Raw genomic sequence first — 19,859 nt, 5'->3', positions numbered from 1 at the left:
TAAGAAGCAATGGTGATGTCTTTGTCCTGATGGTGCAATTCTTTACAGACGACGCATGATGTCCAATCATTTTGTCCCGATTCGGTCACGGCCCAACTTCCCACTCCTGGATATTGTCAACTGTAAGTATCTTTGTTTATCACACTGCCATTCTGACGAACTTTAACAACAATACAGCTCATATAAATAATGGGATACGGCGCATCCAGTAGCCGGTTTTGCCACTCAGTGACCTGCTCTTTTACGACGTCCATCAGCGAGGGTGACACATCGGCGTCGTACATCTCTTTGAAGGTGGCGACGATTAAACGCGCGGACGCTGCCTGGGTTCAAAGCGGCAAGTAAACCCGTCTACTGGGACAGGTTTTTAATTTTCTCAATCGCGATATTGTTGTCCGCCATCGCCTCGTTAAGGACGGCCACGGCGGTGGTGGCGTCGCGATTTTTAATGGACATGTACACTTTGATATGCGCCTCCACGCTCTCAAGCGTAATGCCCAGCGCGCGGTTAAGCTCTTCCAGATAATAATAATAAACGTCTTTAATCGAGTTCATCACGTTATAAAATACGCTGTTATGGGAGGCTCTGACAATGGCCAGGTGGAATTCATAATCCGCCTCAGAGTATTTTTTATAGTCGTTTTTATTGATCAGCATATTATTGAGCGCCTGCTCCAGCCGAAGAATATCTTCGTCGGTGGCATGGCTGACCGCCAGCTCCACGCATTTAAACTCCACCGTCTGGCGAAAGATCATCATATCGTGAAACTCTTCGCGGCTCAGGTGCATCACCGGGCGGGCGTCGTTGCTCAGCATCTGGGGCGTAAAGTGCTCGTTAACGTAGCTGCCGCTGCCCTGGCGGGTGACGATAATCCCAAGATCGCGCAGCCGCTGCACCGCGCTGCGAATACTGACGCGGCTGACGTGAAAGGATGCCGTAAGCTCTGCCTCGGATGGCAGGCGGCACCCTGCTCCCCAGGAGCCGTCCAGCAGCTTTGCCTTAATCTGTTCGAAGACCTCGTTGACCACGTTTTGTTTCTGGATCGATTTAATACTCACGCCGGTAATCCATAAGATGTCCTGTGCCTGTCATACTTCAGGCTGCATGTGTGTTGGCTTCTGGTTACTTGTCTCATCCATGAGACTCGCCCTGACGGACCGCCGCTGCGCGGCGTTCAAATCTGCTCCCGACAGATTTGTCACTCACCGAAGGCGACCTGCGGTCGGGAAAATTCGTTCCTGACGAATTTGTCGCTCGCTTGCCGCGTGATTCGGCCTGCGGCCTCACCCCTTCGGGGCCAGCGCTACGGCTGTTCAAAACGCGCCGCGTTTTGTCATGCAACTCGAATTATTTAGGGTATATGTGCGCCTGGGGTCAGCGCACGCGGCTAATCTGAGTGAGTCAGAGCATGCAAAAATAAACTATACCTCATTCCTCTTTTGACTTCACCGTGGCGTTAGCAGGATAGCCGACAATGCGCCGGCCCCACCCGCCGGGCGTTAAGAGTAGCGCTCCGCTTTCGCCGTCTGCCCCGCGCCATAGCGATCCGATACCGCGCCGTCGGCGGCGTTCTCCGGCGCGTTAAGATCCCGGTCCCGGACCTCCGGCATCAGACAGGACGACAGCAGACCGATGCAGGAGTAAGCGATCAGCATAATAAAGATGGGATACCAGGAGCCGCTGATCTGGCAGAAGATGCCCGCCAGCAGCGGCCCAAGTCCGGTGGCGAACAGGCCGCCGATCTCTTTAGAGATGGCCATCTGCGCGAAGCGGTTCTGCGAGCCGAACATCTCCGCCATGGTAATGCCCTCAATGGCCGCCTGCCCCAGCACCGCAAAGTTATGGATAAGGATCAGGCAGAGCATAATGGTCCCCGGGTTCTGCGTCTTATCAACGATGAAGGAGAGCATCGGCCAGGCGAGGATAATAGAGCAGCACGTTAAAACCATATAGGGAATGCGTCGGCCAATCTTGTCCGATATCCAGCCGATAAGCGGAATCGTTAAAAAACCGACAACGGAGCTGAGCATCATCGCATCCGCAGGCAGCGACTTATTAAACAGCAGCGTCTGAACCATATAGCCGGCGAGGAAGGTCTGAATAATGCCGGAGTTACCCGCCTGACCAAAGCGCAGCCCGGTCGCCAGCCAGAAAGAACGGCCCTTCATGAGCTGCCAGACAGGCCCGCTTCTCTGCCGCTGCGGGCGCGCCGCCTCGCCGTCGCTGACGGTTTCAAATACCGGGCTTTCCTTCAGGTTGAGCCGCAGCCAGATGGCAAAGCCCATCACCACAAAGCTGGCCAGGAACGGAATACGCCACGCCCAGGCGACGATGGTTTCATTATCAAAGCAGAAAAACATCACCGCCCAGATAGCCGTCGCGCTCAGAGTACCGCAGTTGGTGCCCATCGCCACCAGAGAGGAGATAATGCCCTTCCTCCCTTTTGGCGCATACTCGGCCAGCATAGTGCTGGCACCGGAAATTTCCGCTCCGGCACCCAGCCCCTGAATGATTCTCAGGGTAACCAGCAGCAGCGGCGCAAGAATACCCACCTGATGCCAGGTGGGCAGTGCGCCAATCAGCGAGGTACAAACGCCCATCAGGGCAATGGTAATAAACAGGACCTTTTTCCGCCCGACCTTATCGCCCATTTTGCCAAAAATAACCGCGCCGACGATGCGCGCAACGTAGCCCGCGCCGTAGGTGCCCATTGCCAGAATTAACGCCATCGCGCCGGATTGTTCAGGAAAAAATATTTCATGGAACACCAACGCCGCGCCCAAAGAATAGAGCTGGAAATCCATAAATTCTAACGTCGTGCCAAGCCAGCCGGAGACCGATGCTCTGACCAGATCGGCGGTATTTCGCTCTGCTGCAGGAGTTGAATGACTCATACTTTCACCATACGGTTAGAAAAATAAATAACGATATCGGTTATCAACACGATATATCCGTCATGCTTCAGGCTGCATGTGTATTAGCAACCAGGGTATAAATGAGCGATATTCCTGCCCTCATTAAAAGCAGTCTGTAATCATATAAAGTTGATTCCGCGCGCTGCTCCCTTCGGGGCAACGCTTTACGGCTGTTAAACTCGCCCGGCGTTTTGCCATGCGGCTTCAATATATCCAACGAACAGCCGGCCGTATTTCACCGCTAATAATTCAGACTCGCCGGACGCGGAATAGTTTTGCTCCCGACGCCACCTTCAGGCTGCACGCCAGGAGTTAACTTATTATTAAAAGTTGACCAGCACTTTTGACGATAGCGTTTTATCGCTGGCGGCTATCAGTGCCTCTTCTATATTAGAGTACGGATATTGCCCGGAAATAATGGGCCGCGGATCGATTAACCCTTTTTCCAGCCAGGTGACCGCGGTGGTAAATTCATCGATAAAACGGAACGATCCCTTCCAGGCAATTTCTTTAACCAGCATCTGCGCAACCGGGAAATTCAGCGGGCTTTTGCCCATCCCGATCTGCACCACCACGCCGCCGGGGCGGGTCGCCAGCACGCTGGACGCGATGGCCGCTTCAGCACCGCTGGCCTCCAGCGTGACGTCAAAATAGCCCCGGCTGGCCGTGTAGCGGGCCATGTCGTCTGCGGCAGCCGGATCGACGGCCGTATCGGCTCCCATCCTGACCGCGATATCCCGACAACGCTCGCTCAGATCGCTGGCGACAATTTCTGCTGCTCCGGAAGCCTTAGCGGCGGCAATGGCCAGCGCACCGATTGGCCCGGCACCAATGACCAGCACCTTCTTGCCCACCAGGCTGCCCGCGACGTTCAGGGCATGAATCACCACCGCCGTCGGCTCGGCAAAGGCCATGACTTCAGCGGGAACGCGCTCATCGTAGGGAATGCACTGAGTCCCGGTGACCTTAACGTACTGGGCAAAACCGCCGTGCACGTGCGGATTAAACTGGGCGCTGCCCATAAAACGCATATTCTGACAGGCGTTTTGTTTACCCGCATAGCAGTATTCGCAGCGCTGGCAGGGCTGCGATGGATTAACGGCGACTTTCTGCCCCACCTTAAGCCGGGAGCCGACCGGCGCATGATAAACACGACCGCAAAATTCATGGCCGATAATTAACGGATGCTTAATTATCGAAAGTCCGGCGTGGCCTTCATAATAATAGTGAATATCTGAACCGCAGATCCCGCCGCATTCTACTTTAACCACCACCTCTTCCGCAGAATATTCCAGCTCCCGGCGGCCGATAACCACGTCCTTTTTGCCGTTTACCACGCAGGCATCAAATTCTAATTTAGGCATAATATTTTCCTGATTTTATTTTTGGCGGAGGAGTTACAGAACGGCCAGCCATCCACCGTCAACGTAAATAATCTGCCCGTTGATGTAATCCGATGCTTTTGACGATAAAAATACCGCCGTGCCGATTAACTCTTCCGGACGGCCCCAGCGCTGCGACGGATTACTGCTTTTCACCCAGCCATCGAACTGTTTATCTTCAATAAGCGCGGTGTTCATGTCGGTCAGGATATACCCCGGCCCGATGGCGTTGGTCTGTATATTAAACTGCGCCCATTCGGCGGCCATTGAGCAGGTGAGCATTTTGATCCCCCCTTTCGCCGCCGTATAGGGGGCGACGGTGGGTCTGGCCGCCTGGCTGGTCAGGGAGCCGATATTGACAATTTTGCCGCCGCTTTGGCGGGCGATCATTCGTCTGGCCGCCGCGCGGGATACCAGAAACGCGCTGGTCAGGTTGGTATCAATCACCTTCTGCCAGTTCTCCAGCTCCAGCTCCACCATCGGCTTGCGGTACTGAATGCCCGCGTTGTTGATCAGGATATCCACCTGGATACCCTGCTCATCAAGGCGGGTAAAGGCGGCCTCAATCGCCCGTTCGTCGGTGACGTCAAAGGCGATACCCTCGGCGTGATACCCCTGGCGAGTCAGCGTGCTGACCGACTCCGCCAGCAGCGTATCGCGAATATCGTTGAGGATAACCCGCGCGCCGGCGGCGGCCAGCCCCTGGGCGTAGGCAAACCCCAGCCCGCGCGCAGAGCCGGTGATCAGCGCCGTTTTACCCGTCAGATCGAATAATGCATCACTCATGTTACGTCTCCCCTTAAATATGTATGACGACTATCATATCCAAGGGTGTGGTGTTGCCATCATAAAATCAATGCGCAAGAAATATTTTTGCAATAAAGATCACACACGACGTAAAAACAAGAAACAAATCAACGTTAACTTGTTGAATAAAATCAATTAATAATAATTGGTGAGCGTTATCACATAATAATAACCTCAGCGATAACCGACAGAGTAATCATGATATAACCCCTTCAAAGTTGTAGGACAACTCACCTATTGTAATTATTGTTGTGCTGCGCGTGATGTGGCTTATATTCAGTAAAATTAAGGAGTTAACGTGGGTAACCTGAAAATCACCAATGTGAAAACCATTCTGACCGCGCCGGGGGGGATCGATCTGGCGGTGGTCAAAGTTGAAACCAGCGAGCCAGGCCTGTACGGTCTGGGATGCGCCACCTTCACACAGCGTATCTTTGCGGTAAAAAGCGCCGTTGATGAGTACATGGCACCGTTCTTAATCGGTAAAGATCCGTCGCGCATTGACGATATCTGGCAGTCGGCCGCCGTCAGCGGCTACTGGCGCAACGGCCCCATTATGAACAACGCCCTCTCCGGCGTGGATATGGCCCTGTGGGATATTAAAGGCAAGCTGGCCGGGATGCCGGTCTACGATCTGCTGGGCGGAAAGTGCCGGGACGGCATTCCCCTCTACTGCCATACCGACGGCGGCGACGAGCTGGAAGTGGAAGACAACATCCGCGCCCGGATGGAAGAAGGCTATCAGTACGTGCGCTGCCAGATGGGAATGTACGGCGGTGCCGGCACCGAGGATCTGAAGCTTATCGCCACCCACCTGGCAAGAGCGAAAAATATTCAGCCGAAGCGCTCTCCGCGCGGCAAAACGCCGGGGATCTACTTCGATCCTGAGGCCTACGCGAAAAGCGTTCCGCGCCTGTTTGACCATCTGCGCAATAAGCTTGGCTTTGGCATTGAGTTCATTCATGACGTCCACGAGCGCGTTACGCCGGTCACCGCCGTTCACCTGGCAAAGGCCCTGGAGCAGTATCAGCTGTTTTATCTGGAGGATCCGGTGGCACCGGAAAATATCGACTGGCTGAAAATGCTGCGCCAGCAGGCCTCCACGCCCGTGTCAATGGGCGAACTGTTCGTCAATATCAATGAGTGGAAGCCGCTGATTGACAACCGGCTGATTGACTATATCCGCTGCCACGTCAGCACCATCGGCGGCATTACCCCGGCGAAAAAGCTGGCCGTCTACAGCGAACTGAACGGCGTACGCACGGCGTGGCACGGGCCTGGCGACATTTCGCCGGCGGGCGTATGCGCGAACATGCATCTCGATCTCAGCTCACCCAACTTCGGCATTCAGGAGTATACGCCGATGAACGACGCCCTGCGCGAGGTGTTCCCCGGCTGCCCTGAGATCGATTACGGCTACGCTTACCTGAGCGGCAGGCCGGGGCTGGGGATCGATATTGACGAAGCGAAAGCGGCCCGGTATCCGTGCGAGGGCGGTATTCCCTCCTGGACAATGGCGCGCACGCCGGACGGCACGGTCTCCCGGCCCTGACGCCGGGTAAAAAGAGCACGGGGCAGAGCGCAACGGCGGTCTGCCTCGTCCCCCTCCCCCGACGCGCGATTTTCGTTAAGTCTTTTTAAAAACGTCAAGATGCCTATGGCGTGATAATTCACTGCTTTTAGCCTCTCTTCCGCCGTTTGCCCGCTGGCATAACCCGTAAAGTAAATGGGTGAAAAAGCCTGAGGGACAACAACGTGGCAAAAACTCTCCTGCGCAGCGGCAATCTGGATGACTATCAGGCCGTGGGCGGCGGCGGCCAGGCCGTATTTGATTCAGCGCTACAAATTCGTGAAACGCTCCGGCTGCGCAGGCAGCAGGCGCTGGTGGAATGTCTGGCGATCCCGCAGGTCAACGACGGCGGCGATCGGGTCGACTGGTACTCGCCCATTGCCGGTCCAGTCGTCGCCTGGAAGGCGGCGGACGAGGAGACGCGCCGCCGGGCCTTGCGCCACCTCTCCGGTATCATGGAAAGCGCCGCGGCCCTGAGCCGCAAAAGCCTGCAGTCGAATAAAACTGCCCTGCAGCTGTTCGGCTCGCTGCTGGAAAAGGCGGTACAGTTCCCTGGCGAAAACCACGTTTTTCTGGTCGACGGCAGGCCGGTGATCGCCTTCTGGGGGTTCGTTAACCTTAATGAAACCCCCCGGGACGACGTGCTCGCCTGCCTGGAGGTGTGCGAGGCGCTTCCTGAGCCGGAGGTGATGGCGCTGCCGCCCGACCCTGAACCGGAGCCAGAGCCGCCCGCGATCGTCTTTGCCAGAGCGGATGAACCGCTGCTGGCACCGCCCCCGGTGATTGTGCCGGAACCTGAAGCGAAACCTGAACCTTCGCCGCTTCCCGAAGCCGCCGCTGAAAGCGAACCGCCTGCCGCTAAATCGGGGCGTCGTCTGCTGCCGTGGAGCCTGCCGCTGGCCGCGCTGATTGTCGCGGCGGCGGCGGTGCCGCTGCTGTGGAAGTCTGAGGCCCCGCCCGCGGCCGCCATCAGCGAAGCTCCGCCGCTTCCCGCGCCGGTTATTCCCCCGGCTAAGCCGCTGCCCGAGCTGACCGCCAGGCTGCCGCTGCGCCCGGCGGCGGTCACGCCCCCGCCCCCGCCGCCGCCCGTCGAGAAGCCGGTGCCGCCAAAGGCCCCCCCCGTCGAGGAGCCGATCACCATCGCCGCCATTCCTAAAGACGCCCTGGTGATGGAGGCCGGACAGGTGAAAGCGGGCACCACCCGCTTTTTAAACGGCAGCTGGCGGGCCATCATTGACGTGAAAGATCCGGTTACCGGCAAAGCGCCGTCGCTGCGCTATCAGATTCAGAACAATAAAGGTACAGCCAGGGTGGTGCATGGCAAGAACATCGTCTGCCGCGCCGAGATCTTCTCCGGGCTGCACGGGACCGGCGAGCTGATGATCAAGAGTCGCGGTCACGCCCGCTGCGCCGACGGTTCACGCTACCCGATGCCGGAAATCACCTGCCGGGCGGGGGTCAACGACGTGGCGATTTGTACGGCGCGCTATGCCTCGCACGCCGGCATCCCGTTAACGCTCAAAAAGACAGGGACCTGATTTATGCTGGTGAATCTGTGTGATTACAAACAGAGCGTGACGCTCATTGCCAACAGCGGCGTTCAGTTTCTCGACTTCGGCCTGACGCCCCAGGAGTCGGCCCATCACGGCCGCTTTGTGCGCAAGACGGCGAACGGCCCGCTGCTGCGCCTCGACTATGACCTGGCCCATGATCGCTATACGCTGCCCGCCCGATCCGGCCAGCAGCCGGAGGTGGTGAAGCCTGAAAGTACCCAAAGCCTGCACTATTCGCTGGAGGTGCTCGACGGCGTCTGGCTGCCGCTCCCCTTCCTGCGCTTCAACCCCCCGCGCATCTTTACCGAAGGCCCGGACAACTGGGCGCGGGTGCAGGTGCGCAGGCTGGCGCAGCCGGACGCCGCGGGCAACAGCCACCGTATTACCCTGGCGCTGGACTGCCAGCTCAGCGAAAACGCCCCCGCCGGGCTGGCCCCCTGCCACAACGATCTGCTGAACGGCACCCGCTTCGCCCTGGCCTGGCGCGATGACGAAGTGGCCGACTTTCTTGACCAGACCTGGATTGACGGCTGGCTGCGCGAGGCGTTCCTTCACCATGTCAACCAGGTGGAAAACCGCTCCGGGCAGGCGATCCAGCAGGCGCTGCGCAGCTTTGAATATCAGGCCCACTGGCTGAACCTGCTGGCGCTGCTGGGAGAGCAGCTTCAGGTGCCGGAGGTGAAGCTGGTAACCCATACCCTCAGCACCCCGGCGATACCGGTGGATCTGATCCTCGACGTCGGCAACACCCATACCTGCGGCGTCCTGATTGAAGATCATGGCGACGCCAACGACGGCCTGCGCCAGACGGCGGAGCTGCAGGTGCGCTCCCTGAGCGAGCCGCAGTTTCTTAACGACCCGCTGTTCACCAGCCGCCTGGAGTTCTCCGAGGCGCGCTTCGGCAAGCAGCACTTTTCCGTGGAGAGCGGGCGCGACGACGCCTTTGTCTGGCCGTCGATCGTCCGCGTGGGCGACGAGGCGCGCAGGCTGGCGATGCAGCGCACCGGCACGGAGGGCAGCAGCGGCATCTCCAGCCCCCGGCGCTACCTGTGGGATGAAACGCCGGTGCTGCACGACTGGCGCTTCAGCCAGCTGAACGGCAAAACCCGGCGCGAGCCGCCCGCCACCGCCTTTCCGCTGATGAACCTGATGAACGACAACGGGCAGCCGCTCTACGCGCTGCCCCAGGACGAGCGCCTGCCGGTTTTCTCCCCGCAGTACAGCCGCAGCACGCTGATGACCCATATGCTGTGTGAAATTCTGGCCCAGGCCCTGGGGCAAATTAACAGCGTGGCGACCCGGCTGCGGCTGGGCTTTCCCGCCTCGCCGCGTCAGCTGCGCACCCTGATCCTGACCCTGCCGTCGGCGATGCCGAAACAGGAGCGCGAAATCTTCCGCCAGCGCATGTTCGAAGCGATTGCCCTGGTCTGGAAGGCGATGGGCTGGCACCCCCAGGACGACGATTTCAGCACCCGCCCGCAGCGGGAAAAGAGCATCGTACCGGTGCCGGAGATCCAGATGTCGTGGGACGAGGCCAGCTGCGGACAGCTGGTATGGCTCTATAACGAGGCAATCTCCCACTACGCCGGGCGCAGCGAGGCGTTCTTTAACGCCCTGGCCCGGCCGGATCGCCTGCCGGAGCCGGGGGAAGTCCGCGGCCGGGCGCTGCGCGTCGCCTCCATCGACATCGGCGGCGGCACCACCGATATGGCGATCGTCCACTACCAGTTGGATGACGGCGTCGGGGCTAACGTGAAAATCACCCCACACCTGCTGTTCAGGGAAGGCTTCAAGGTGGCCGGGGACGATCTGCTGTTGGACGTGATTCAGAAATGCGTACTGCCCGCCCTGCAGACCCGCCTGCAGCAGGCCGGGGTCAACGACGCCGCCGCCCTGCTGGCGACCCTGTTCGGCGACTCCGGGCGCATCGACACCCAGGCCGTCCTGCGCCAGCAGACGGCCCTGCAGCTGTTTATGCCGCTCGGCCACGCGGTGCTCTCCGCCTGGGAGCAGAGCGACGTCAACGATCCGCTGGCCGGGCTGCACGCCACCTTCGGCGAGCTGCTGGCGCAGCGCCCGACGCGCAACGTGATGAACTATATTCAGCAGGCCATCGAGCACGCCCTGCCGGCCGGGGCCTCGCCGTTCGACCTGTTCAGCGTGCCGCTGCAGGTACAGTTCAGCCGGCTGCAGGAGGCGCTGCTGGCGGGCCAGTTTACCCTCGCCTCGCCGCTGCACGCGGTCTGCGAGGCCATATCCCACTACTGCTGCGACGTGCTGCTGATCACCGGCCGCCCGGCCTGCCTGCCGGGCGTACAGGCGCTGATCCGCCATCTGCAGCCGGTGCCGGTCAACCGTATGGTGTGGATGAATACCTACCGGGTCCATGAATGGTATCCCTTTAGCCAGCAGGGGCGCATCGGCAACCCGAAATCCACCGCCGCCGTGGGGGCGATGCTCTGCAGCCTGGCGCTGGATCTGCGCCTGCCGCGCTTTAACTTCAAAGCGGCGGATATCGGCGCTTACTCCACGGTGCGCTACCTCGGCGTGCTGGACAATACGGTAAATACCCTGCGCGACGAAAACGTCTGGTATCACGATATCGATCTCGACAGCCCCGACGCCGCCCTTGACGCCCGGCTGCATTTTCCGCTGCGCGGCAACGTCACCCTCGGCTTCCGCCAGCTGGCCAACGCCCGCTGGCCCGCCACCCCGCTCTATACGCTGAGCATCAACTCCGCCGGGCTGGCAAAAACCATTGCCGGCGACGGCGTGCTCAATGTGCGCCTGCGGCTGTGCGGGGGCGACAGTGAAACCGGGCCGGACGCCTTCGTACTGAGCGACGCCTGGCTACAGGACGGCAGGCCGGTTGCCGCCGACGCCCTGACCTTAAAACTGAATACGCTGGCCGACCGCCGACACAGCGGCAGCCACTACTGGATCGACAGCGGGAGCGTGTACCTGAAATGAGCAAGACGTTGAATACCACCGAGGCCGTCGCGGCGTGGATTAATCAGACCCGCCGGCACGCCGCCCGCCTCGACGATGAGGCGGACGCCCTGCTCACCCGCATCGATATGGCTACCGGCACCGAGGCCGCGCTCAACGCCGCGTCCGGTGCCGCCGGGAGCATCGGGCTGTACGGCTATTCGCAGGCGGCAAAGGCCCATCTTCTGCTGACGCTGTGCAGCCGTGGCGACGGCAAACTGCCGGTGATCGCGGCGGACCGCAGTTTTGACTACTTCAGCCATATCAATCCCGGCCATGGGCCAGCCAATATGGCGCTGCGCTTCACGCACGGCGCGGCGCAGAGCGACGCCGACTGGCCGCTGCGCCTGCGGCTGGTCGATGAGGCGGAGCTGGTGCAGATTTTTATTGCCAGAGCCTGCGCCGCGGGCGACGTCCGGCCGGTGGAGAAAACGATTATCGAAGCCCGGCTTCAGCAGTGGCAGTCTCTGCGTCAGCCGGGGGCGGTTCTGGGCCTCAGCGCAGGAGACGTGGGGTCCGTCGCCCGCTTCTGGCGTCGCTGCGTTCCTTCGGCGCAGCAGCAGATTGACGATGCCCTCTGGCACCAGTTCGCCACCCTGCTGCCCGCGGTCGATCTCTCCACTCGCGCCAGCGCCTGGTCGCTGCTGTGGGGAGAGCAGCCGGAGCTGACGCAGCAGTGGCTGTCCCTGGCCCGGGCGCTGCAGCAGACCGGCCACGCCAGGGAGCTGGCGGCCCCGCTGAGCCTGCTGGTTGACCGGTTCGGACTGCCAACGGAAACCTTTATTATGCAGGGAACCCTGGCCGGGGCGGAGGGGCAAAGCGACGTGATGGTTCATCCCGTCTTTGAGCAGCAGCTGCATCCGGCGGTCAGCCTGCCGCTGGATACGCTGGCGCTGTTGACCCGGGAGCTGGAGCTTTGCGTGGAGACGTCGCTGCTGGAGAGCGTGGATGTGCTGGATATCCCCCAGGCTCCACAGGAGCCTGTGCCGCCGCTATGGCGGGCGAAGCTGGGCTGGCTGCTGGAGCACTATCGCCAGCAGCTGCAGCCGGACGTGCTGGTTATCTGCAACGCCGCCGCCGCCCGCGCGCAGACGCCTGGCGTCGCCAGAACGCTGCTGGGCTGGGCGCACGACACCCAGCCCGCCCGCGATGCGGCGCTGCCCGGTCTGGTCTGGGCGATTACTCCCCATGACGCGCGCTTCGCCACCGGGCAAAACCTTGATGAGGCGGTACAGCAGCTGATGGGCAAGCCGGGCCAGCGCTGGGGCACCCTGCAGGCGCTTGACGCGCACAGCCTGCAGCGGCTGGTTGAGTGGCTGGCCCAGGCCACCTCCGCTCCCCAGCGCGAGGCGCGCCTGCAGGCCCTGCGCGAGCAGCATCTGCAGCATCTGCGCGATCTGCTGTTGACGATCACGGACGCTTCGGTTCAGACCGAGCACGTAATTCGTCAGCTGCAGGCTCAGGCGGCGCATCACGGCGATCTGCTGGACGGTCTGCTGCCGCCGGTACAGCACTTCGACGCGCTGCTGCGCGTGCAGCAGCCCCGGGAAGAGCAGGTCAGCGGGCTGTTTAATGAGGCGATCGATCTGTTTGCCGGGGAAGCAGAGACGCCGCAGCGGGAGGAGCGACAGGAAACCGGCCAGCGGGCGCACCGGATGTGGATCAACCACGTCCGCCAGTGGAGCCGCAGTGAGAGCAACGCCGAGCGCGCGGGCGTAGAGCCGGCTGTCCTGCGGCAGGTGGTTGATATCCTTATCGCCACCAGCTACCGGCTGAATCTGCCGGCTCAGCTGCAGCAGATCATGCAGCGGGAGGCGGTGTGCGGCGCGCAGCTGCACGCCTGCGTCGCCAATTTTATCGCCTGGCTGGGCTACGCCGACGTGGCGGAGAGCGAGCGCCCCGCCAGCCGCATCCAAAAGGAGGCAAGCATCTTCAGCGCCGCGCAGCGGCAGCCGATGGGGCGTTTAACGCAGCTGGCGGAGCGGCCGGTTCACGCCGCCAGCCGCTACGTTTACGACTGGCTGGTCGCGCTCTATACCCGCGCCGAAGAGAATAAGGAGTATACACATCCGCAGGCGCTGACCGAAGAGGATCGCCAGGCGCTTGAGGCGCTGCTGGCCGGTCCGGCTGCGCCGGTCAAAACAGCGAAAACAAAAGCGCCACGGGGAAGCTCATCGGCCAGGTCGCGCCAACCAGCGCCGCGCTAAGAAAGCGGATGCGTTTTTTATCGTGTGAAAGAAACCAGGTGACAAGAAAAGCGATAACCGCCATGACGCCGTAAAACACCAGCATTTTTTGGTAGAGAGACATAAAGGATATCCGGGGTGCAGGTTTGCCAGACATAATATGCGCTAAAATTTGATATAAATCAACTTTATTGCCTTGACAGAGCAGAAAATAAATTTAAGGAATTTCTTAAAGTGAACGGAGCAAGGTACATTCTTGCGGTTTATGGCAACCCGTACTATATACAAAGGGGTTATAAAAAGAGGTGGAAAAATGAACGTTTCCAGTAAAACCGTAGTGCTTATTAATCTCTTTGCTGCTGTTGGTCTTTTCGGCCTGATCTCGATGCGATTCGGCTGGTTTATGTAACTTAGTGCTGAAGTGCGGTTTACCTGATAGCCTCGCCTCTCTGCTAACGGTTACCGACGCCAGGAAAGAGGGAAAATGCGCCCAGGTTTTTCATTGTTATGGTGAGCCCCTCTCTCCTGAACTTTCACTCTGTTTCTGCCTGTCATTGGAGCTGGCGGAAAAACACCTCAAAGATGCAACCGGCGATATCGCCCGGAACTTGCTGTAGTTGGCACAATGGTTAAGACAGCCCCCGAAGAGTCATTACCCGACTTATTCCTTAACGACTCAATAACCGGGCGACTGGCGGTGTTTGCTAAGGATGAAGCAGAGCAGTAAATTGCTCGTTGCTGCCCTGGAATACATTCAAATCTACGAAGGTGTCTACACCATTAAGACGTCCACGGTTAGCAAATTGCCAGAAGATCCACTGGCGTGCGCCTTCCAGCACAGGTTGCCGCCAGATATCGCGGATCCATAACGGATTATCGTTAAATTCATTCTGTAGGTGATCGTCATAAAATTCCCGGGTGGCATAGAGAATGACTTTTTGCTGATAAACCGTCTCCAGCATTGCCATCATTGCCCCTACTTCCGCAACGATCTCCCTGTGTTGCCGAGGCGCGCAGTTTCCTCCATATTCCAGATCCAGCACTGGCGGCAGGGCGTGAGGGCTAATGGGTACGGTGGCGATAAAATTTTCCGCCTGCACTATGCCGGATTTACAAAAAGTAAAGAAATGGTAGGCTCCGGTGATGATTCCCTGTGCCCTGGCACCACGCCAGTTAGTTTCGAAAGCGCTGTCTTTAAAATTCTCGCCTTCTGTTGCTTTGATAAAAGCGAACTGAATTTTCTGTTGTTTTAGCTGGGCCCAGTCAATAGATTGTTGATGGTGGGAAATATCAATTCCCTGGATCGGAAAAACCTGGCGAGAAGGATAGTTAAAACGGATCCAGCCTTGATAGAAGGCGGTTCGGGTTAGCCCAGCAAGTAGCGCTAACGCCAGCACCAGCCAAATGATATTTCGTCCCTGAGTCAACATGGCTTCCTGCCATAACAATGAAACATGATGGCATGCTAACACATTCAGACATAGAGGATAGCCTGTATCCTCCTGTCGTACTTCGGACATCTGAACGATGCGATAGCGTGCCAAACAGCCTGCTGGCTTCAGCTCCGGCGCTTCGGCAGGGTCTTTACCAGCGCCTCCGCCGTAACGGAGGCCACCACGCTGCCCGGCGGCGGCGATTTGATAATATGATTTTTGATCCTGCCGATAACGTGCATCTCACACGATCGGCAGTCAAACTTCAGGGTCAGCACCTCATCGCCATTGACCAGCTGCATCGGCGTCGCCTTCCAGCTCTTGATGTTGCCCTTCGCCTGCTTTGGACAGAGGTTAAAGGCGAAGCGCAGGCAGTGTTTGGCAATCATGACCGGCACCTCGCCTCTCTCCTCATGGGCCTCATAGGCGGCGTCGATCAGCTGGACGCCGTAGCGGTGGTAGAACTCGCGCGCCTTGTGGTTATAGACGTTGGCGAGATAGCTCAGGTGCGACTGCGGATAGAGCGGCGCGGGATCGGCCTCCGGCTTCCGACGGCCCCGGGGCCAGGCGGCCAGCCGCGCGGCGTCCAGCATCGCCACCGCGTCCCGACGCAGCTGGTTAAGCTGGCCGCCCGGCACAAACGGCGCGCCGGGCAGGGTAATCTGCACGTCGCGGGGAGCGTAGCGGGTCTGACCGAACTTGCTCAGACTCTCCCTCAGGTTGTTCAGCGCCGCCTCCGGGTTTCGGGCCTCGTCGAACTGGCCGTCCAGGGTGTGGGTCACGCTGACCCCCTCCTCGCTGGTCAGCGTCAGGATCAACTGCTCCCGCCAGCCCCCCAGCGCCACGTCCACCGCCACCCGGCGCTCGCTGGAGGTGCGGCTCAGCGCCTGCTGCCAGCTATGGTCAAGGTTACGGTTCAGGGGCTGATCCGGCCGCGCCTTGTGCAGATCGGCGGGCATCTCGTTGGGCCAGACGCGCCAGCGATTGTCGCCGATCTTCTCCACCGTGTTGGCGCGAAAGCCCACCGCCTCGCGCTTAATCAGCACGTTGAGGCCGTCGCCGTTGGCCAGCGGCTCGCTGACCGCCACGTCGAGATGGTCTTTCGCCACCTTCAGCACTTTCCCTATCGGCAGGCCAATATATTTTGGCGAGTCGAAGGCCCCGATATCTCCCCGGCGGGCGTTAACAAAATAGTCGGTGCTGCCGCGGTGGAAGGTTTTGTCGGTTGAGGGGGTGAAGAAATGCCGGGTGCGGCCCGAAGAGGCGCGCGCCAGGTCGCCGCGCGCGTCGATAATGGCGTCCAGCTTCTGTCGGTAATGGGCGGTAATGTTCTTCACATAGGCCATATCCTTGTAGCGCCCTTCAATTTTGAAGGAGCGCACCCCCGCGTCAATCAGCGCCTCAAGGTTGGCGGTCTGATCGTTGTCCTTCATCGACAGCAGGTGCTTTTCCCAGCAGACCACCCGGCCCTGGTCGTCTTTCAGAGTGTAGGGCAAGCGGCACGCCTGGGAGCAGTCGCCGCGGTTGGCGCTGCGTCCGGTCTGGGCGTGGGAAATATAGCACTGGCCGGAGTAGGCCACGCACAGCGCGCCGTGAATAAAAAACTCAAGGGTGGCGTCGGTGGCCTGATGAATGGCGCGGATCTGCGCCAGGTTCAGCTCGCGGGCCAGCACAATCTGGCTGAAGCCGACGTCGGAGAGAAATTTCGCCTTCTCTACGCTGCGGATATCGCACTGGGTGCTGGCGTGCAGCTCAATGGGCGGAATATCCAGCTGCAGAATCCCCATATCCTGCACGATCAGCGCGTCCACCCCGACGTTGTAGAGATCGTGGATCAGCCGCCGGGCCGGCTCCAGCTCGTCATCGTGCAGAATGGTGTTAAGGGTGATAAACACCTTTACGCCGTAAAGATGGGCGAACGGCACCAGCTCAGCGATATCCCGCAGGCTGTTGCCGGCGTTATGCCGCGCGCCAAACCCCGGCCCGCCGATATAAACGGCGTCCGCGCCGTGCAGTATGGCCTCTCTGGCGATGGCGGTGTCGCGGGCCGGACTGAGTAGTTCGAGACGTTCGGGGGGCTGGCGCATACGGTTACTCTTATCTGATAGCAGCAAAATGGCGGCTATTGTAGTCACAAGCGCGGCGTTGCGAAATAGTTTTCCCGCTTAACTGTGCGGGTAATGGATCAGCGAGTGAAAGTGCGTCGTCTGGCCGCTGGCGTTGCGGTAGGCGTGGGGCCGATCGCCGGCGAAACGTACGCCCTCCCCGGCCTTCAGCCTTCGCCAGCGGTCGTCGAGACGCATCTCCAGTTCGCCGGAAATGACCACCACGTGCTCAACGACCCCGACTTCGTGGGGGGTAGACTGGCTGAGCGCGCCGGGGGCCAGCAGAATAGAGAGGTGGTCAAAGCGCAGCTCCGGGTCCCACGGAAACAGCGGCGTTACCACCATTGCCTGCTGCTGCGGGTCATAGGTGGGCGGATGTTCGGCCTCCGGCGGTGAAATAAAGGTGGAGAACGGCACGTTCAGGCCGGTGGCGATCTTCCACAGCGTGGCCACCGTCGGGCTGGACTCGCCGCGCTCGATCTGGCCGAGCATCGCTTTCGATACGCCGGTGGCCGCCGCCAGCTGTGACAGGCTCCATCCGCGCTGCTGGCGCAGACGCTTCAGCGTAGCGGCCAGAAAATAAGTCAGGTTTTCCATCGATCTTCTCCTGCAAAACGGCAGCTTATCACTTGTCGGCGAACGCACAACTGCTACAGTAAGCGGACGCTATAACGCACAAGGAGCCGCCATGCGTACTTTTACTCTGCCACTGCCTACCCTGCTTTCCGGTTTTATCGCCGTGCTGATCGGCTACGCCAGCTCGGCGGCCATCATCTGGCAGGCGGCGCAGGCCGCCGGGGCCAGCCCCGGACAAATCGCCGGCTGGATGACGGCGCTGGGGATCGCCATGGGCGTCAGCAGCCTGGCGCTGTCGCTCTGGTATCGCGCGCCGGTGCTCACCGCCTGGTCCACGCCGGGCGCGGCACTGCTGGTTACCGGGCTGCAGGGGCTGACCCTGGCGGAGGCGGTTGGCGTATTTATTATCGCCAACGCCCTGATTGTGCTGTGCGGGGTCACCGGGCTGTTTGCCCGTCTGATGCGGGTGGTGCCACATTCGCTGGCGGCGGCGATGCTGGCGGGAATTCTGCTGCGCTTCGGCCTGCAGGCGTTTGGCGCGCTCGACGGGGAGCTGGCGCTGTGCGGCAGTATGCTGCTGACGTGGCTGGTGCTGAAGGCTGTGGCTCCCCGCTACGCGGTGATTGCCGCTATGCTGGTCGGGATGGCCATCGCCCTGCTGCGAGGTGACGTTGTCACAGATAGCGTGAGCTTCGCTCCGACCCTGCCGCAGTTTATCGCGCCGCGCTTCTCGCTGGTTCACACCTTCGGGGTGGCGGTTCCGCTGTTTCTGGTGACCATGGCCTCGCAAAATGCGCCGGGCGTGGCAACCATGAAGGCCGCAGGCTACAACCTGCCGGTTTCCCCGCTTATCGTCGCCACCGGGCTGCTGGCGCTGCTGTTCTCCCCTTTCGGCGTCTATTCAGTATGTATCGCGGCGATTACCGCCGCCATCTGCCAGAGTCCGGAGGCGCATCCCGATTCGGGTAAACGCTGGCTGGCCGCCGCCGCCGCGGGGGGATTCTATCTGATTGCCGGGATTTTCGGCGGCGCGGTAACCGGCGTTATGGCGGCGCTGCCGGTCAGTTGGGTGCAGATGCTGGCGGGCCTGGCGCTGCTGAGCACGCTGGGCGGCAGCCTGCACCAGGCGCTGAACAATCCGGCTGAACGCGACGCGGCGATCGTCGCCTTTCTGGTGACCGCCAGCGGCGTCACGCTGCTGGGTATCGGCTCCGCCTTCTGGGGACTGGTGGCCGGCGGTATCTGCCACGCGGTATTCAGGCTGTGTCCCTTAACCGCTCGTGAACGTCGCTGACGGTCGTTCAGATTCGGGGCAAGGCGCGAGCATTCCAGATGCACGGCGAGCAACGCGGCAGCGGACCTGAATAGCTCCAGCCCGACGTCGTCGCCATGCCCGGTTAAGCCTGAGCCGCCGCCCGTAGCTGCGACGGCGTTTTGCCGGTAGCCTGCTTAAAGCGGTTGCTGAAGTGGCTGGGCGAGCTGAAGCCGCAGGCCAGCGCGATATCCGTTAAGGCGCGCCGGGTGTGCAGTACCAGCTCCCTGGCCAGCGCCATCCGCCGCTGCATCACGTACTGATGCGGGGCCATCTTCATCGACTGGCGGAACATCCGCGCAAAGTGAAATTCGCTCAGCGCCGCCTCGTGCGCCAGATCGCCCAGGGTCAGCGATTCAGACAGGTGGGCCTCAATATACGCCAGCACGTTGCGCAGAGTCGCCGGGGCCAGCCCGCCGGTGACCCTCGGCAGCCGCCACTGCACGCTGCTGTAGCGCTGAAGCAGATGAGTCATCAGCAGCGTTGAGGCGGCGCTCAGGGCCAGATGGTTGGCGGCCTGCTGCCAGTCGTTGCCGAGGAAAAACTGGCGATAGATGGCGGCGATCGCCGGATCGTCGCCAAAATGGCGCTCCTCCAGCGTCAGGCGATACGGGCTTTTATCCCATATTTTTTCGCCAATCTTACGCAGGTGCGCGTCGGTACAGTAAAGATGAATAAAAGAGAGATCGTCGCGGATATCCCAGGTCGACTCGCTCTCTTTCGGCATCAGGCAGAAGCGGTCCGGCCCACCGCCGTTTTTCCAGCCGCCCGCCGTTCGGTAGTAGCTTTCATAGCCGTCCGCCACGTAGAGGCTGAGGGTGTGGTGATCGCAATACTGGGTAAGGGTGTCGCGCTTATTCGACCAGGCCGCCAGCTGGATGCCGGAGTGCAGCGCCACCGACTCGTGCAGCACGGCGTTATGCCGGAGCAGGTTTTCGAAAGCGTTGTAAGTACAGGTCATGCCACTCCTTCAGCAACGGATTACCAGGCCGCCAGTTTATCGCAGCCGCAGGGGGCGAGCACCCTCTGTC

Annotated in this window: 14 protein-coding genes and 2 pseudogenes; 6 read left to right on the top strand and 10 right to left on the bottom strand. The window is 60.3% G+C overall.

What is annotated here, in order from left to right; genetic code table 11:
• Nucleotides 1-122: 122 nt before the first annotated feature.
• From GJV78_RS06955 to GJV78_RS06935, 5 genes and pseudogenes are all read right to left on the bottom strand, one after another.
• Nucleotides 123-317, bottom strand: a pseudogene (locus tag GJV78_RS06955) (transposase); the annotation flags it as partial.
• 34 nt (nucleotides 318-351) lie between these two features.
• Nucleotides 352-1,059 carry a FadR/GntR family transcriptional regulator gene (locus tag GJV78_RS06950; protein ID WP_167519418.1) on the bottom strand — a complete coding sequence of 236 codons (708 nt, stop codon included), beginning with the start codon at nucleotides 1,057-1,059 and terminating at the stop codon, nucleotides 352-354.
• Between the two features lie 441 nt (nucleotides 1,060-1,500).
• Nucleotides 1,501-2,895, bottom strand: a complete 1,395-nt coding sequence (locus tag GJV78_RS06945) for an MFS transporter (RefSeq protein WP_155107642.1) — start codon at nucleotides 2,893-2,895, stop codon at nucleotides 1,501-1,503.
• A 344-nt stretch (nucleotides 2,896-3,239) separates the two neighbouring features.
• On the bottom strand, nucleotides 3,240-4,280 hold the full coding sequence (gene idnD / locus GJV78_RS06940; RefSeq protein WP_155107641.1) for an L-idonate 5-dehydrogenase: 1,041 nt from the start codon (nucleotides 4,278-4,280) through the stop codon (nucleotides 3,240-3,242).
• A gap of 33 nt (nucleotides 4,281-4,313) precedes the next feature.
• Complete coding sequence (locus tag GJV78_RS06935; protein WP_155107640.1) at nucleotides 4,314-5,084, bottom strand: SDR family oxidoreductase; 771 nt, start codon at nucleotides 5,082-5,084, stop codon at nucleotides 4,314-4,316.
• A 319-nt stretch (nucleotides 5,085-5,403) separates the two neighbouring features.
• Here GJV78_RS06935 and GJV78_RS06930 point away from each other — a divergent pair, with 319 nt between their 5' ends.
• From GJV78_RS06930 to GJV78_RS06915, 4 genes and pseudogenes are all read left to right on the top strand, one after another.
• Nucleotides 5,404-6,657 carry an enolase C-terminal domain-like protein gene (locus GJV78_RS06930; RefSeq protein ID WP_167519417.1) on the top strand — a complete coding sequence of 418 codons (1,254 nt, stop codon included), beginning with the start codon at nucleotides 5,404-5,406 and terminating at the stop codon, nucleotides 6,655-6,657.
• A 203-nt stretch (nucleotides 6,658-6,860) separates the two neighbouring features.
• Nucleotides 6,861-8,213, top strand: a complete 1,353-nt coding sequence (locus tag GJV78_RS06925; protein ID WP_167519416.1) for an SrfA family protein — start codon at nucleotides 6,861-6,863, stop codon at nucleotides 8,211-8,213.
• A gap of 3 nt (nucleotides 8,214-8,216) precedes the next feature.
• Complete coding sequence (locus GJV78_RS06920; RefSeq protein ID WP_155107638.1) at nucleotides 8,217-11,198, top strand: virulence factor SrfB; 2,982 nt, start codon at nucleotides 8,217-8,219, stop codon at nucleotides 11,196-11,198.
• Nucleotides 11,195-13,336: pseudogene (locus GJV78_RS06915) on the top strand (virulence factor SrfC family protein); the annotation flags it as partial. The gene GJV78_RS06920 and the pseudogene GJV78_RS06915, both read left to right, overlap by 4 nt.
• Nucleotides 13,337-13,352: 16 nt before the next feature.
• Here the strand turns inward: GJV78_RS06915 and GJV78_RS06910 are convergent.
• A complete protein-coding gene (locus GJV78_RS06910; RefSeq protein WP_155107636.1) occupies nucleotides 13,353-13,526 on the bottom strand; it encodes a GhoT/OrtT family toxin in 174 nt (57 codons plus the stop codon).
• A 189-nt stretch (nucleotides 13,527-13,715) separates the two neighbouring features.
• On the opposite strand from GJV78_RS06910, the gene yncL reads away from it, so the two are divergent.
• Nucleotides 13,716-13,811 (top strand): stress response membrane protein YncL, encoded by a 96-nt coding sequence (gene yncL / locus GJV78_RS06905; protein ID WP_155107635.1) that lies wholly within the window; start codon nucleotides 13,716-13,718, stop codon nucleotides 13,809-13,811.
• A gap of 295 nt (nucleotides 13,812-14,106) precedes the next feature.
• Here the strand turns inward: yncL and GJV78_RS06900 are convergent, their stop codons facing one another.
• The 3 genes from GJV78_RS06900 to GJV78_RS06890 form a co-directional block, all read right to left on the bottom strand.
• Nucleotides 14,107-14,946: a glycoside hydrolase family 25 protein gene (locus tag GJV78_RS06900; protein ID WP_155107634.1), complete on the bottom strand. Its 840-nt coding sequence runs from the start codon at nucleotides 14,944-14,946 to the stop codon at nucleotides 14,107-14,109.
• Nucleotides 14,947-14,960: 14 nt separating this feature from the next.
• A complete protein-coding gene (locus tag GJV78_RS06895) occupies nucleotides 14,961-16,922 on the bottom strand; it encodes a peptidase U32 family protein (protein WP_155107633.1) in 1,962 nt (653 codons plus the stop codon).
• 78 nt (nucleotides 16,923-17,000) lie between these two features.
• Nucleotides 17,001-17,537 carry a helix-turn-helix domain-containing protein gene (locus GJV78_RS06890; RefSeq protein WP_155107632.1) on the bottom strand — a complete coding sequence of 179 codons (537 nt, stop codon included), beginning with the start codon at nucleotides 17,535-17,537 and terminating at the stop codon, nucleotides 17,001-17,003.
• Between the two features lie 91 nt (nucleotides 17,538-17,628).
• Between GJV78_RS06890 and GJV78_RS06885 the strand changes: the two genes are divergently transcribed.
• On the top strand, nucleotides 17,629-18,810 hold the full coding sequence (locus GJV78_RS06885) for a benzoate/H(+) symporter BenE family transporter (protein ID WP_155107631.1): 1,182 nt from the start codon (nucleotides 17,629-17,631) through the stop codon (nucleotides 18,808-18,810).
• A 103-nt stretch (nucleotides 18,811-18,913) separates the two neighbouring features.
• Here the strand turns inward: GJV78_RS06885 and GJV78_RS06880 are convergent, their stop codons facing one another.
• Nucleotides 18,914-19,789, bottom strand: coding sequence for an AraC family transcriptional regulator (locus GJV78_RS06880; RefSeq protein ID WP_155107630.1), 876 nt, complete (start codon nucleotides 19,787-19,789; stop codon nucleotides 18,914-18,916).
• Between the last annotated feature and the right edge of the window lie 70 nt (nucleotides 19,790-19,859).

Source organism: Intestinirhabdus alba (assembly GCF_009711095.1).
Classification (GTDB): domain Bacteria; phylum Pseudomonadota; class Gammaproteobacteria; order Enterobacterales; family Enterobacteriaceae; genus Intestinirhabdus; species Intestinirhabdus alba.
Note: the sequence above shows the minus strand (reverse complement) of the source record. Positions and strands in the feature narration are given on the sequence as shown.

Coding starts and splice junctions, on each gene's coding strand:
- idnD (WP_155107641.1), bottom strand. CDS start 4,280: ATGCCTAAATTAGAATTTGATGCCTGCGTGGTAAACGGCAAAAAGGAC.
- GJV78_RS06895 (WP_155107633.1), bottom strand. CDS start 16,922: ATGCGCCAGCCCCCCGAACGTCTCGAACTACTCAGTCCGGCCCGCGAC.
- GJV78_RS06910 (WP_155107636.1), bottom strand. CDS start 13,526: ATGTCTCTCTACCAAAAAATGCTGGTGTTTTACGGCGTCATGGCGGTT.
- GJV78_RS06935 (WP_155107640.1), bottom strand. CDS start 5,084: ATGAGTGATGCATTATTCGATCTGACGGGTAAAACGGCGCTGATCACC.
- GJV78_RS06885 (WP_155107631.1), top strand. CDS start 17,629: ATGCGTACTTTTACTCTGCCACTGCCTACCCTGCTTTCCGGTTTTATC.
- GJV78_RS06880 (WP_155107630.1), bottom strand. CDS start 19,789: ATGACCTGTACTTACAACGCTTTCGAAAACCTGCTCCGGCATAACGCC.
- GJV78_RS06945 (WP_155107642.1), bottom strand. CDS start 2,895: ATGAGTCATTCAACTCCTGCAGCAGAGCGAAATACCGCCGATCTGGTC.
- GJV78_RS06890 (WP_155107632.1), bottom strand. CDS start 17,537: ATGGAAAACCTGACTTATTTTCTGGCCGCTACGCTGAAGCGTCTGCGC.
- GJV78_RS06920 (WP_155107638.1), top strand. CDS start 8,217: ATGCTGGTGAATCTGTGTGATTACAAACAGAGCGTGACGCTCATTGCC.
- yncL (WP_155107635.1), top strand. CDS start 13,716: ATGAACGTTTCCAGTAAAACCGTAGTGCTTATTAATCTCTTTGCTGCT.